A 13,668-nucleotide genomic window follows, 5' to 3' on the forward strand; every position below is an offset into this window, starting at 1 on the left:
TGCCCCCCCCAACTGTCGGCCATACCTCTATTAGAACGAAACCTTCTGTATGCCCGGTTAGGAACTTTTTCTTGTGAAAATAGTCATAAAATTAACCAATTAGATAAGTGAGGTACAACATGAATAACATCAGCACTGGCACAGAGCCCAAATACGCTATGCCTGAGACTAAAGCCCATACTTCGGAATCAACGTCTCCAGCTAATAATGCAAACTTTAAGGGGCACCAACTTCAAGCTACAAAGTCATCTCGGCGAGTAGAAGCTGCTCTTCAAGGTAAGTGCAGTATATGCCTGGATCTTTTCACCAATACTGAAATCAAACCATTATCCTTGTTGCCATGCTTCCATGTGTACCATTCAGAATGCGTTACTAAATTAAACAAACAGTCCTGTCCTGAGTGCAGGGATCATGCCAGTCCTTCAACGATTAAAATTTACCAAAATAGCACATCATTAAGAGAAGATTTGCCACTGGAATGCGCTGAAAACCTTTGTTCTGTGGTAGGTGCCAATGCCTCGATTAGCTCCGGCAAGAAAGCGCTCTGCCCTTATCCTCTTGCAACTTTCCCATATCAAGCGGCAGAAAACTTTCTGGAGAACAACCATGCTCCAATTATTGAATGGCTCCGTGAGTCATTTGCTGAAAAAAAGTACAAAGCCACTCATGTGCATTATGATGAAAAATATTGCGTAACAACCCGATTAGTACACCTTCACGAGAAACCAGCGATTGTGCTTTTTATGCAGCTCAAACCCAACGAGCCCGAGGGCGAATTCTCCTATTGGGCTGAAGATATTAACAAAGCGAAAACTCCAGAAGCTGCTTTCACAAATCTTCTGGAAGACATGCGAACCGATTTATTATTTATCAGCCTGAAAAAAACGCATCCAGCCATTTTTGACCTCAGCACAGATCTATACATCTATCATTATGATTTATGGAAATACAACGCTATTTTCATCAATGACGAACATAACTCCGTGCCTCTTCGCACCATTTTCGATCCATCTACTAAATCTTTTAGCTGGGATAGATTGAAACAGGAGCTGGAAAAAAAGGGTTTTGAATATAAGAAGTTATTCGAAACAACCCCTTCTGAAAAATTTTTAGCATTTAATCAATCATCTCGGATGGGAGCTTTTGAGAGGTGGGAGGTTGATACTGTCGACGATTTTCATTCCAATAGCCGGGGAGAAACTGCAGTCCCAGATTGTATCACGCCCAGCTCTCAACGCCCTGTTAGTGAAAGCAGGTCAGAAATTCCCTCTGGGGATTTGGATACCGATAGTTTCTTATTCTGATCTGAAGAAGCTTAACCGGGTGACACCCGATCACCACGAATTAACTCAGGTGATTGGGTGCATTACCTGCAGAGTGATCTATCTAAAGCCACCCATTTTCCACCGTGGTATTTCGGGATAATGTCCAATTGCTATTTGTATATGACGACTCATCACATTGGGCGAGGCACCAAAGCACTGAACATCACATTGATTAGAAAATCTCTTAAAATCATCAATATTAATCAGTGCTCCGTGAGAGAGGAAGCTGGTTTGAAGATCGTCGCCGGTAATGTGTGCAGCCAAATCTGGCTCCGAGAGAAGGATTGTTCTGTGCATGAGTGTAGCGTTAGGGTCATAAAAAATAACCTTCATGCATCCATCCTGTTTCTTTAATCTCAAGGCCATTGCGTGGTCAATTGTGCCATCGTTTTGTGAACGAAAATAAAAGTTCTTTTCAGCGCCAGCCGACATATTCCAATATTTTTTTACCAGCCCTGTAAGAGCCTCAGAAAACTTTCCCTCAAGGAAATAATATCCATCAGCAAATATTCCATATTTAGAGTAGTTTACTACTTCGTATGGAAAATTAGATGTATTTGCAAAGGTTGACTGTATTTTTTCTGAGGTATTTATTCTTTCAAAAGTATCTTTCCCACGGCCAAATACATTTTTGCCATAAGCCCAGGCAAAATGTCGGCAGACTATTTTTTCTCCAGGTGCTCTAATGTCATTGTCAGACCGGCAGAATTGACCATTGAGGTTTTTTCGAAACCAGGAATCATCAGAGTTATACATAGGAATTGGAACGATAGAACCATTCTGTTTGAAAACAAGTTTAACCTCAAGACTTCGCCCTATTTCATGCAGTTGTTTTATCTTGTTGAAAACATAGCAAGTTGATCTCTCGCAGGCCAGCGGAATGTTAATGTTATAAGCACTTAATGGTTTGTGGAGTGCTTCAGTAAACCATGCATCAGGGTATTCTTTCATCAGCTTTGTGGTGAGACAACCCAAAGCACTGACAGAATAACCACCAAAACATGCCTTAATGCCATTAACAAGGGATGTTATAGCCCTGACTGGCATCAAGGATTCTGAATGTCTGTGCCAGGAATGTGAAAGTGCCGACTGAACACCAAGATTAATCTGATCCATTTCATGATATTCCTTTCATTATCAACAATCATGATCAATTTTCTTAAACCTATAAGTACCTAACCAGTTGGTTTCGCATATTCTGGACGGCGGCTTTTTCCACCCTTCTGCGTTCCAACTCTGGTTGCGTAGCTATGGCTACGCGCCCATCGTTGCGCCTTGAAGGATGAAAAAATCCACTCGCCAGAATATGCGAAACCAACTGACCAGGTACTTAGAGTTCAAACTTGCCAGTAAGTTCAAATTAAATGAAAAATCAAATAACACCCAGTGTTTACCTGAAACCCAACTCAAAACAAACCTCTATAAATCGCCAAAAAATTTATAATTACCTTATAAATCTTTGGATAATATCAAGTGCCTGTATAGTTACTTATCTGAAACAAAAGTACTATTTTCCGAATACTTATTTCCACTATCCCCTTAATACAGCATGAGTCTCATGCCCAGGATCTATCATTAAATGATTACTCTTCAGTGAGCCACCAAAACTCCGGATATCACTTTCATCATAAGATTTCTTCCTATCATCAATATTCATAAGCACTCCATAAGAGAGGAAGCTGGCTTGAAGATCTTCACCGGCGATATATGCAGCCAAACCTGGTTCCGAGAGAAGGAATGTTTTGTGCCTGAGTGTGGCGTTAGGGTCGTAAAAAATAACCTTCATGCATCCATTCTGCTTCTTTAATCTCAGGGCCATTGAGTGAGAAAATCTTCCATGTTCTCGGGAACGGAAAAAAAAAATTCTTTTCATCACTGTCCGACATATTCCAGTACTTTTCTACCAGCCCTGTAAGAGCTTCTGCAAACTTGCCTTTATGAAAATAATACAAGTCAGCAAAACAGGCTCTCTTAGTCATTTGACCATCTGCCAATCTAACTGGAAGATAGTATGACTCTCTTAATGGATCATCAGCTGTATTTGCAAAGGTTAACTGTATTTTTTCTGGGGTATTTATTATTTCAAAATCCTTCCGCCGACCAAAGACTCTTCTGGCATAAGCCCAAGCGAAATGACGGCAGGCTATCTCTTTCCCTGGTGCTATGGTGTCATTATCAGAGCGATGGACTTGAAAATTAAGGTTTGTGGGGAACTGGGAATTGTCGGAGTCATAGATGGGGATTGGAACACTAATACCATCCTCCTGGAAGGCAAGTTTAACCTGAAGACTTCGCCCTTGATCATGCAGCTGATTTACCTTGTTTTTAACATAGTGAGTTGATCCCTCGCAGGCTAGCGGGATGTTAATATTATAAGCACTTAATGGTTTATGGAGTGCTTTAGTAAACCATGCATCAGGATGCTCTTTCATCAGTTTTGTGTTGGTAGAGTGCAAAATGCTGACAGAATAACCACCAAAACATGCCTTGATGCCATTAACAAGGGATGTTATAGCCCTGACTGACATCAAGGATTCTGAATGATTGTGCCACGAATGTGAAAGTGCCGACAGAACACCTAATTTGATTTGATCCATTGCGCGCCCCCCCCCCTTCTTTTTTTTAGTTACCATGATCCATTTGCTCACTATATATATAGAGCACTAAAGTGCTAATAAGTTCCGCAGCTGTTGCTCTGTTCAGGAAAAAGTGAAGATTGTTGTCGCAGGCAGGGTGTCCGTTAAATGGGTTCCACCCTGCTTCCAACTCGGCAGCAGGGTAGAAAGAGGTAGAGATCACAAACTCTTGGTGACTACTTCATAAATATCGGTAGACAGATCAGGTACTGCCTTGATCCGCTCCAGCGCTTTTCTCATGCGTTCCCTTATAGCTGGCTGGTATTTCTTCCAGCGTGTCAATGGCGTCATCAGACGAGAAGCGATTTGCGGGTTCTGTTTATCAAGGGTGATGACCCAGTCTGCCAGGAACTCATAGCCTTCGCCTGTGCCAGAATGAAACTGCTTCATATTCCCGCTGGCAAATCCGCCCAATAAAGCTCTCAGCTTATTCGGGCTGGTGCGGTCAAAAGATTCATGCTCCTGAAGTGACCTTAGATGCTCCAGAGTGCCCAGAGACGGGCTGCTGCTTTGCAGCATAAACCAGCTGTCCATGACCACTGCGTCATCTTTATAACGATCCAGATAGTCATTGAGCAGAGAATCAATGGTTTCCCGACTCTGAAAACTGGAATTAATGACGGCGCCCATGGCTGCACGCAGGTCGGTCATATTGCTGGCATTCTTGTACTGATCTTCAGCCAGTTGTTGCAGACTGTCGTCTTCCAGTTCAACCAGGTAGCCGAGGCAGATATTTCTCAGGGTACGTTTGGCAATATCTCCGGCTTGCGGGCGATACTCACCCTTCAGGTGCAGAGTTTGATAAAGCTCCAGCAGTTTATCTTTGTGAGCCTCGGCAATGGCTTTGCGAACACGACTTCTGGATTCACAGATCTGCAGAGGGTGAATTTCTTCCGCCTGCTCAGCCAGACTCGCTTCAGAGGGCAGTTTCAACATTTCTGCTTTAACCGCCTTGTCCAGCTCTTCATCGGCGAGCACGACACCGAAAGCATCAACCAGTCTTGAGTCAATCGCGGTTTCTTTGTCCTTCAGCAGTCCGTCGACCAGATCTTCAATAACCGCAGTGGCCAGACGCTGACCTGCATCCCAACGATTGTAACTATCGCTGTCGTACTTCATCAGGAAAACCAGATCTTCACGACGGTAATCGTATTTGACACGAACGGGCGCAGAGAAGTTTCTCAGAATAGACGGCAATGGATTTTCAGTCAGTCCTTCGAATGTCCAGGTGTCTTCAGCCGCTGTAACATGCAGAACCCGTTCAGTCTCACCGGCTTCGTTCAGTGGCAGGGCTTTGCCATCCTTGTCCAGCAGGGCAACAGCCACAGGAATATGAAAAGGCAGCTTAGTCTCCTGACCCGGAGTGGCCGGACAACTCTGGGCTATTGTCAGAGTGTACCGACCTGACGCCTGATCAAAGCTGTCGGTCACAGAAACAACCGGCGTTCCCGCCTGGTTATACCAATGACGAAACTGACCGAGGTCAACGCCGGAAGCCTCTTCCATGGCTTTGACAAAGTCTTCACAGGTCGCTGCTTCACCGTCAAAACGGTCAAAGTACAGGTCTGAACCTTTGCGGAAATGGTCTTTACCGACAATGGTCTGAATCATCCGAACCACTTCACAACCCTTTTCGTAAACGGTCAGGGTGTAAAAGTTGGAGATCTCGATAAATGACTGCGGGCGTATAGGATGAGCCATGGGGCCTGCATCTTCAGCAAACTGTGCCGTCTTCATTATCGCAGCGTCTGCAATCCGCTTGACGCCCCGTGAATTCATATCTGCTGAGAATTCAGCGTCACGGAATACAGTGAAGCCTTCTTTAAGGCTCAGCTGAAACCAGTCACGACAGGTGACTCTGTTGCCAGACCAATTATGGAAATACTCATGGGCAACAATCGCTTCTATACGCTGGTAACTGGCGTCAGTGGCCGTATCGGGGCTTGCCAGTACGCAGGAAGAATTGAAAATGTTCAAACCCTTGTTTTCCATCGCCCCCATGTTGAAATGATCTACCGCTACGATCATGAAGATATCCAGATCGTATTCACGACCATACACCTCTTCGTCCCACTTCATGGACTTTTTCAGAGAAAGCATGGCGTGGTCGCATTTGTCGATATTGTGAGACTCGGTGAAAATACGCAGTGCTACTTCCCTGCCGTTCATGGTGGTGAAACTATCTTCCACCATTTCCAGATCACCGCCTACCAGGGCAAACAGATAGCTGGGCTTTTTGAACGGGTCTTTCCAGGTCACCCAGTGTCGTCCACCTTCAAACTCGCCACGGGCAATATCATTACCATTGGACAGCAGTACCGGGTAACGGCCTCTGTCGGCAATCACCTTGGTAGTGAATTTGGACATAACATCCGGACGATCCAGATAGTAGGTAATTTTGCGGAAGCCTTCTGCTTCGCATTGGGTGCAGAACATGCCGTTGGATTTATACAGTCCTTCCAGAGAAGTGTTTTCCTGAGGACGAATACGGGTCACAACCGTCAGAGAGAATGAGAGACGGGTGACCGGTACAGTCAGGCTTTCAGAACCGAGGATGTACTGATCAGAGGTCAGTTCGGAACCGTCAATAAAGACACTGACCAGCTCCAGGTCGATACCAACCAGAGTCAGGTCGGGGGTATCTTGTCCACGATCTTCATTTCGGCGCAAGCCGAGTACCGAGGTCACCAGTGCGTGATCTTCGAACAGGTCGAAGGTCAGGTCGGTGGTATCAATCCAATAATCCGGAGCCTGATAATCTTTCAGGTAAATAGCTCTGGGTTGGGCGTCTTTCATTTTCAACCTTCCTTTACCATGGTCGTGCTTTTGTTGTTAGAGCTTTTGGCTCAATTTGCGCAGAGGTATGTTTCCTCTCCATGCCGATCAGGCTGCAACTGATACGTTGACTTGATAAGAAGTGTGCTTGCGAATATTGATAACACCGGTATCAAGGATCAGGTATTGCCCCTTAATACCCATCAGTACGCCTTCAATAAGCGGTTTTTTATCAAAGGACATGGAAGTCACTTTGACAGGATATTGCTCGACGGGATAGCGAATATCAACGACTTCCGGATCGGCCACCGGTGTTATGGCCTGTAATCCAAACTGTTCCTGAAGCGCTTCCAGCCGTGAAGCGTTCATCTCCAGCAGATCACTGGCCTGTGTTTTGAGATCCAGAGGTTCTGCCGTCCCTTTCAACATGGCACGCCAGTTTGTTCGATCATTCACAAAGGCCTTGAACAGGGTTTCGATTAAACCAGACTGCTGTCGTGTAGAGACTCTGACAAAAGGCAGGGCCTGGGTCGCCCCCTGATCCACCCAGCGGGTGGGTACCTGAGTTGCGCGGGTGATACCGACCTTCAGACCCGAGGAGTTGGCGAGATAGACGACATGATCGGTCATGCAGAACTTTTCACCCCAGGCGGCATCCCGACAGGTGCCTTCATGATAATGACACTTTTCGGGGCTCATAATACAGCTGTCACACTGGGGCAGCTTTTTGAAACAGGGATAACAGAAGCCCTGACTGAAACTTTTCCTGGTCTTGCGGCCACAGTGGCAGCAGTTGATCTCGCCCTGGTATTCAAGGGTCAGTTTTTTTCCCATCAGTTCATTCAGGGGCAGTCGATCATCGCCCAAAGGCAGCTGGTACTCCACCGGCTGGCCTTCTTTCAGTAGCGATTCCATTTTGCGCAGTGCGCCACTCAGAGGTTGAGTCAAGTTCTATACCTCAGTCTTTAAAGCGCAGAATGGTGGTTTCAGACGCATCCTGTCCGGATGCACTTTTGCAATTCACAGGCATGTAACCAATGCGCTCTTCTTCAGGCAGGTTGCCGTGCTCCCAGGCGATCAGAGCCTCCAGGATGCCTTCTCTCTGGTCCGGTGTCAGCATGTCACCATTGGGCCAGCGGCTCAGCTCCAGCGACTGTTTCATGTTCTGGTAAATTTCTGGCGTCATCTGGGCCAGAAAGTCTTTAAGCTGCATCAAATCCACTTATCCTCATCTGAATAGTTCCTGGTGGACAGTTAGCAATCCAGGAAAAGAATTTTGCCTTTCAGGCTTTTTAGCCCGTTACAAGGCAAAACAAATATGGAAGGATAATACTATCAAATCGCCACAAGCGAAAAAACGCAGTCTGCATCACCTTACCGGGATGTTTGCTGTAATTCCCGATAAAAAAAGCCTTAAGTGGAAAGTGCCACTAGCTCTGTATCACGAAGTCGGGGCATTTTCTTAATAAAGAGGACACACTCATGAATAACCAGATTCCTGTTATGCAGCGTTTGTCACCCATTCGCAACACTACCCGGGCTCAGGATGCCGATGCACTGGCCGCTGAGCAGCTTCAACATTTTGGTATTCAACCTGACACGCCCTTTGGCCAATCTTTACTCAGTGCCGCCAGCAGTCTTTACCAGGCAGGTTCCGATATCAGCCAGTTCGAGAGCCTTTGTCAGGCCATAGCCTCACTGCCTGAGTCGGACAAAATCAGCCACTTTAATGCCAAAAAGTTTCTCTGTTTCCAGCTGGCCAAGCTGATCGACATGCTGCAACCCAGCATGAAGCAGGATTATCATGCCCTGGGAATGGATGTCAGCAGCCGGGTTGTCAAAGGTGACTACCCTCTGTTTGCCAATGTCGGCGCCCTGTTCTCGGCCACGCCCGCCGTGGTAAAGACTGCCACTTATCTCTATGCCTGTACCGAGTGGGTCGAAGATGCCTTTAACGGCAAGGAAAGCACTCACCCGATTTACAGCCGCCTGCTCAACCCGACATCGATCTCTCTGGCCAACACCCTGACCGCTCTGGAAGCAGGAGAAAATGCCGGTGACTACATGACCTGGAACTTCAACAGCGGTATGGCTGCGATTGATGCCCTGCTGGCAAACCAGCTCAGGCATGGCGACATTCTGCTCAGTTCCCGCAATGTTTATGGCGGTACTTTCCAGCTGATGCAGGATTTCTATGCCCGCCCTGACCGCATGGCCGTCAAGCTGGAATGGTTTGACGGATTTTCTGGCGAAGCATTCAGTGAGAAACTCAAGCAGGTCGAAGAGAAATATAAGTCAGCCCTGAAAGATGGCAAAAAAATCCTGGTTTATCTGGAATCCCCCTGCAATCCCCACGGCAATGTGATTGATGTCGCCAGCATCTGTAAAAAAAGTCATGAGAAAGGTTATCTGGTGGCTCTCGATTCAACTCTGGCCACGCCCTTCCTTCATCGCCCACTGCGCAATAAGGACAAGAGCAAGCGACCTGACTGGGTCATCCACAGTTACACCAAAGACATCTCCGGCTCTGGCAGCGCCACCGCAGGTGGTATCGTTGCTGAAAGCCGTCGTATGTTCCTGCCCAAGAACACTGAGCATGAAGGCGTAAGCTGGCATGAAACCCTGTTCTGGGACGTGTACTACATCAAGGGCGCTTTCCTGGATGCCGATAAATCTCTGGACATTATCAATGGTCTGAAAACCCTGGAAAACCGAATGCTATCCAAGTGCATTAATACTCTGGTGTTCAGTCACTATCTTAATGCCCACGACCAGATCCAGGTCAACAGCCATGCCCTGAGCAGCCACCCTAACTCAGACTTGCGGGAACAGCAGCTCTATCTCGGCCTGCCCAGCCCGCTGTTCAGTATTGATATGGAGAAAGCCCGGATTCCGAGAGAAGCTTTCATCCGTTTCTTTGATGCCCTGGAACCGGCTTTTGGTCATATGGTCAGCCTTGGTCAGAGCAATACTTTGGTACTCTGTCCGGCCTTAACGTCTCATTCAGAAATGGACGAATCCGCCCAGAGAGAGGCGGGCATTTTTCTGACCACTATTCGTGTCGCCATGGGCGATGAAAACCCGAGAGATCTGATAAGACAGTTCAAGGCGTGTGCAAAACTTCATCTGGACCCGGTGATGCCGGGATTCTCCGAACAGTTTATGTCAGACGAAGAACTGGATAAAACGATACGGGAGACCCATCTGGATGTGCATTCCAGACATCTGGAATTTATGAGCAAAGAATAAAGACGACGATTCACTTATATCTGAAGGAACAGAGAACAAAGCTGGATGAAAGGGCCATAATGGATTCTTTTCATCCTGTTCCTGAACTGTTGAAGCAGCGTGGAGTATTGACAGATTCAGTTGAAAGTGAAGTCATTTATAGTCAGGCTGCCTCAGGAGTCAGCATGTTCATAATCAAGCGTATCAGGATATCTTTTTGTTTCGGGTCTGACTCTGCAACCAACAGAGTCAACGCTGCAAGACCTGTGTCGTTAATCACTGGTTGGTCATCCTCGTTCATAAGGCGACCATTGCGATACAGAAAGTCTACAAACAGGAAAGCACCGCTGCGCTTGTTACCATCCACAAACGGGTGGTTTTTTACCACAAAATAGAGCAAGTGCGCTGCTTTGCTCTCTACGGTTGGGTAGGCAGGTTCACCGAAAGTCGTCTGCTCAAGATTTCCCAGTAATGCGCCCAAACCATCATCCCTGTTTTTTGCAAACAGCTCTGTGGCCTCCCCTCGCTGAATTAATTGCTTTTTCAGTTCATTTAATGATGCCATGGCCTGATGCTCATCGACCAGGGTGCCTCCGGGCTGACCTGCCGGTTCGTTCAACAAGCCCTCATCGTAGCGTTGCAGCCAGAGAAAGGTCTGAGTATACCGGCTGACAATTTCAACCAGCCCCCTGCCCGCCTCTGCTTCCAGTTCCGGCGTTGCTGCTGCTTTGCGAATCAGCGCTAAAGCAGCTTCCAACTCTTTGGCGTTTTCTTCAAAACGTTGCTGGTTGATGGAGAAACCGTGAGTAAGGTGATCATTCAGAGCTTTTGTAGCCCACTGCCTGAACTGAGTGCCTTTTTTAGAGTTGACTCTATAACCAATAGAAATAATGGCATCGAGATTGTAATACTCCACCTGATACGTTTTACCGTCGTTGGCAGTTGTTGCATTTTTTGCAACTACTTGCTCACGTACCAGTTCCTCATCATGAAAAATATTACGCAAATGGCGCGAAATCACCGATTTATCTCTATCAAACAGGTCTGCCATCTGATTCAGGCTTAGCCAGACGGTTTTCTCGGAAAGCTTGACTTGTATATTGCCGTTACCAGCCTGGTAGATTAATAGTTCACTCATTGTTTGTCCCAAATTTATTATTCAATGCGTGATCAAGAATAGCCTTTGATGACGCCAAGGTACCTGCCATTTTATTCTCAACAAACTTTTACCTGCTGCAACCTTTGGTTTTTGACAGAAATAAACACTTGTTCTTGTTGTTAGTCTACTTTGCACAAACAGAAAGAAAAGATGTCTGGATAATGATGGTAAAAACACTTTCTACGGTGCTTCTATTATTGCTGCTTTCGCTGTCTGTTATTTGTCAGGCCGAAAAGCTGACAAGACGTTTTATTGTCGAGTTTGCACCGCATCAGGGGACAGGTTCTCCGGATCGGGTCTTTTCCATAAAGCATAATCTGAATACATTGCCGGTCAGGCTGCTAGTGCAGCCAAGCCTTGATATCCATACAGCCCACTCGTTCCGATACTCTGAGGTCGTCATTCCCGCGAAGGCGGGAATCCAGCGCCAACAGCGGGTCTCTGCCTTCTCGCGGATGAAAAGGCCAGGGGGGCACCGGGCAGTATGGTTCTGGTGGTGAGTCTGTGTGGATTCCCGCCTTCGCGGGAATGACGGGAGTGAGGCCGGAAATGACGGGAGGGGAACCAGGCTTTTGCGACACCCTCTGTTGCGTGGGAACGAGGGGTGTATGGATATCAGAGCTTAGTTGCACTAGGAGCCTGACCGAGAATAGCGCCCGTAGCGAGGACGGCAGAAAATTGAGGATGAAAATTCGGTTTTGTGAGGAGAATAGCGAGCTATTTGACGAACAAAAGCGTATTTTCAGACCAATTTGCTGCCGCCGCAGTAGGGCGGTCTATTCTCGGTCAGGCTGCTAGCAAAAACACCAGAGTGTCCTAGAATACTCACTGTCGTTATACGGCAGTAGGTTCGATTATGTTGAAGCCAAAGACAAGCCAAAGCTTTCTACCCGCGCTATTGGTAGCTGTGTTCTTGCTCTCTGCCCCGGATGCTTCTTCCGATGGTTTCGGGCACATAGAATTCTTACAGAAAATCGGGACCGATAAAGATGTTTACATAGCTAAGCCAGTGCAGGATCCATCGGATGCATGCGTTGATTATGTCTCACCGGCCTCTGTGCAGACGGTTCCGGGTTATGAGAACGGACAAACTATGAATATTCATTACGTTGATACGGGGATCTGTGACAGGTCTTGGGCTTCCGTGCTGTTCAAGGTAAAAAGTGAAAATCATTTTGGAAGATCAGCCCAACTTTTGTGGTTTAAAGATTTGCATCAGGATCCCTATGCAACGATAGGCGAAGATGCAGATCCAGACGGATTGTTATGGATTGACAATAGCGATAGCAGCAAGATTAAAGTCTGGGTCAGTTATGATCACTAGACCGAGAATAGCGCCCGTCTAGGCGACCCCGTAGCGAGGACGGCAGAAACACGATGGTCCTGCCCACTTTGCAGAGGGGACCTGTCATCATTGGCACAATCACCGGATTTTGTAGCGGGCATGGAGGCACAGCAGGACTTGGCAGATTCTTATAACGAGACCCTGGGTATCAGTTCCTCGCAAACGACTTATTTCGGGGAGGTATCAGAAACAATCATCGAACCTGCAGCTTCTTTCACCAGCCTTCTGCATTCGAGCTCTGCCGACGGCAACCGACAGCACCCAGGCCAGCCCCCTCCTTAACCATTAAGTCTTAATTCTGGACTTGAACATCAAAGCGGCCAGCCCACCCAATAAAGCCCCGGATACCAGTCCTCCGAGGTGTGCAGCGTTTGCCATCTGTCCCAGCAATGGCCCCAGAACACCGGTATAACCAATCACCAGCCAGACAAGCATAAAGCCGTAGATCGCCGGTGGCAGTCCCATATAAAAACTTTTGTCAAGCCTTTCACGTACCATGCTGTAACCCATCAGACCGTACACCACACCGGAAAGGCCACCAAACAGCACAGACCCCTCTGACATGGCATATTGGGCAAAATTTGACAGAACCCCGGTCAGCAAAACCAGCCCCAGCAGATGGATACCGCCCTGATGCATTTCGATTCTGCCACCCAGCACATAGAACATCAGGGCATTGAACACCAGATGCAGAATCCCGAAATGAATGAAGATCGGAGTGATCAGACGCCAGTATTGATGACTCTCCAGAGTATGTTCCAGAGTGGCATAATAGATGTAGCCATTAGCTAGCTTGAAGTCTACGAAGGTGAAACTGGAAATAGCCTGAATATTCTCGCCCAGATGAGTCAGGACAGCCACCACCAGACAAATCGCAAGAATCAGGAAGGTGAAGGGAAAGCGTTTCCAGGGAATGTTTTTGAAAAAGTTTCCCACTTCAGGTCCTCTTCGGGGAGGCGCCACTTCCAGCTCAAGTTCTCCGGACTGCCAGTCTCGGTAAAACTTTTCTACCGCTTCTCCCTGCTGCTCATTCTGGGTCCACAGTACCTGTTTCCCGGATTCCTCGGTAATTCTGTGGGGCACTCCCTGCCGGTAAAGAAAGTAGGACAATGCACTCAAATCCTTATGTGCAGAAAGCTCAAGCGCCCTATACATAGTCAACTCTTGTAATGCTCAAACAGGTAATTGTAGACAAAAATG

Annotated in this window: 12 protein-coding genes; 3 read left to right on the forward strand and 9 right to left on the reverse strand. The window is 47.1% G+C overall.

What is annotated here, in order from left to right:
* Positions 1-119 precede the first annotated feature (119 nt).
* Positions 120-1,304: an RING finger domain-containing protein gene (locus ACOJUN_RS24265; RefSeq protein WP_422134412.1), complete on the forward strand. Its 1,185-nt coding sequence runs from the start codon at positions 120-122 to the stop codon at positions 1,302-1,304.
* A 78-nt stretch (positions 1,305-1,382) separates the two neighbouring features.
* Here ACOJUN_RS24265 and ACOJUN_RS24270 read toward each other — a convergent pair whose 3' ends face one another.
* The 6 genes from ACOJUN_RS24270 to ACOJUN_RS24295 all read right to left on the reverse strand — a co-directional run bounded on the left by ACOJUN_RS24270 (position 1,383) and on the right by ACOJUN_RS24295 (position 7,949).
* Positions 1,383-2,441: a ShET2/EspL2 family type III secretion system effector toxin gene (locus tag ACOJUN_RS24270; RefSeq protein WP_422134413.1), complete on the reverse strand. Its 1,059-nt coding sequence runs from the start codon at positions 2,439-2,441 to the stop codon at positions 1,383-1,385.
* Positions 2,442-2,856: 415 nt separating this feature from the next.
* Complete coding sequence (locus ACOJUN_RS24275) at positions 2,857-3,111, reverse strand: hypothetical protein (RefSeq protein WP_422134414.1); 255 nt, start codon at positions 3,109-3,111, stop codon at positions 2,857-2,859.
* The gene (locus ACOJUN_RS24280) at positions 3,086-3,958 is read right to left on the reverse strand and encodes a hypothetical protein (RefSeq protein WP_422134415.1); all 873 of its coding nucleotides are present in this window, start codon (positions 3,956-3,958) and stop codon (positions 3,086-3,088) included. The genes ACOJUN_RS24275 and ACOJUN_RS24280 overlap by 26 nt, the downstream gene beginning before the upstream one ends.
* A 162-nt stretch (positions 3,959-4,120) precedes the next feature.
* Entirely contained in the window at positions 4,121-6,757 is a 2,637-nt protein-coding gene (gene pepN, locus ACOJUN_RS24285) for an aminopeptidase N (RefSeq protein ID WP_422134416.1), read from the reverse strand.
* A gap of 87 nt (positions 6,758-6,844) precedes the next feature.
* Entirely contained in the window at positions 6,845-7,684 is an 840-nt protein-coding gene (locus ACOJUN_RS24290) for a DUF2797 domain-containing protein (RefSeq protein ID WP_422134417.1), read from the reverse strand.
* A gap of 10 nt (positions 7,685-7,694) precedes the next feature.
* The gene (locus ACOJUN_RS24295) at positions 7,695-7,949 is read right to left on the reverse strand and encodes a DUF1315 family protein (protein ID WP_422134418.1); all 255 of its coding nucleotides are present in this window, start codon (positions 7,947-7,949) and stop codon (positions 7,695-7,697) included.
* Between the two features lie 269 nt (positions 7,950-8,218).
* Here ACOJUN_RS24295 and ACOJUN_RS24300 point away from each other — a divergent pair, with 269 nt between their 5' ends.
* On the forward strand, positions 8,219-9,985 hold the full coding sequence (locus ACOJUN_RS24300) for a trans-sulfuration enzyme family protein (protein ID WP_422134419.1): 1,767 nt from the start codon (positions 8,219-8,221) through the stop codon (positions 9,983-9,985).
* 142 nt (positions 9,986-10,127) lie between these two features.
* Here the strand turns inward: ACOJUN_RS24300 and rhuM are convergent, their stop codons facing one another.
* Both rhuM and ACOJUN_RS24310 read right to left on the reverse strand, forming a co-directional pair.
* Entirely contained in the window at positions 10,128-11,102 is a 975-nt protein-coding gene (rhuM, locus tag ACOJUN_RS24305; RefSeq protein ID WP_422134420.1) for a RhuM family protein, read from the reverse strand.
* 362 nt (positions 11,103-11,464) lie between these two features.
* Positions 11,465-11,704, reverse strand: a complete 240-nt coding sequence (locus ACOJUN_RS24310) for a hypothetical protein (RefSeq protein WP_422134421.1) — start codon at positions 11,702-11,704, stop codon at positions 11,465-11,467.
* Between the two features lie 275 nt (positions 11,705-11,979).
* Between ACOJUN_RS24310 and ACOJUN_RS24315 the strand changes: the two genes are divergently transcribed.
* Positions 11,980-12,447 (forward strand): hypothetical protein, encoded by a 468-nt coding sequence (locus ACOJUN_RS24315; RefSeq protein WP_422134422.1) that lies wholly within the window; start codon positions 11,980-11,982, stop codon positions 12,445-12,447.
* A gap of 306 nt (positions 12,448-12,753) precedes the next feature.
* On the opposite strand, the gene ACOJUN_RS24320 is transcribed toward ACOJUN_RS24315, so the two are convergent.
* Positions 12,754-13,623, reverse strand: coding sequence for a rhomboid family intramembrane serine protease (locus ACOJUN_RS24320; protein ID WP_422134423.1), 870 nt, complete (start codon positions 13,621-13,623; stop codon positions 12,754-12,756).
* Between the last annotated feature and the right edge of the window lie 45 nt (positions 13,624-13,668).

This window comes from Endozoicomonas sp. ALD040 (assembly GCF_049275945.1).
Classification (GTDB): domain Bacteria; phylum Pseudomonadota; class Gammaproteobacteria; order Pseudomonadales; family Endozoicomonadaceae; genus Endozoicomonas_A.

What these genes read in the sequence shown, in the direction of transcription:
- ACOJUN_RS24320 (WP_422134423.1), bottom strand. Translation starts at nt 13,623, where the DNA reads ATGTATAGGGCGCTTGAGCTTTCTGCACATAAGGATTTGAGTGCATTG.
- ACOJUN_RS24265 (WP_422134412.1), top strand. Translation starts at nt 120, where the DNA reads ATGAATAACATCAGCACTGGCACAGAGCCCAAATACGCTATGCCTGAG.
- ACOJUN_RS24315 (WP_422134422.1), top strand. Translation starts at nt 11,980, where the DNA reads ATGTTGAAGCCAAAGACAAGCCAAAGCTTTCTACCCGCGCTATTGGTA.
- rhuM (WP_422134420.1), bottom strand. Translation starts at nt 11,102, where the DNA reads ATGAGTGAACTATTAATCTACCAGGCTGGTAACGGCAATATACAAGTC.
- ACOJUN_RS24295 (WP_422134418.1), bottom strand. Translation starts at nt 7,949, where the DNA reads ATGCAGCTTAAAGACTTTCTGGCCCAGATGACGCCAGAAATTTACCAG.
- pepN (WP_422134416.1), bottom strand. Translation starts at nt 6,757, where the DNA reads ATGAAAGACGCCCAACCCAGAGCTATTTACCTGAAAGATTATCAGGCT.
- ACOJUN_RS24270 (WP_422134413.1), bottom strand. Translation starts at nt 2,441, where the DNA reads ATGGATCAGATTAATCTTGGTGTTCAGTCGGCACTTTCACATTCCTGG.
- ACOJUN_RS24300 (WP_422134419.1), top strand. Translation starts at nt 8,219, where the DNA reads ATGAATAACCAGATTCCTGTTATGCAGCGTTTGTCACCCATTCGCAAC.
- ACOJUN_RS24280 (WP_422134415.1), bottom strand. Translation starts at nt 3,958, where the DNA reads ATGGTAACTAAAAAAAAGAAGGGGGGGGGGCGCGCAATGGATCAAATC.
- ACOJUN_RS24275 (WP_422134414.1), bottom strand. Translation starts at nt 3,111, where the DNA reads ATGAAGGTTATTTTTTACGACCCTAACGCCACACTCAGGCACAAAACA.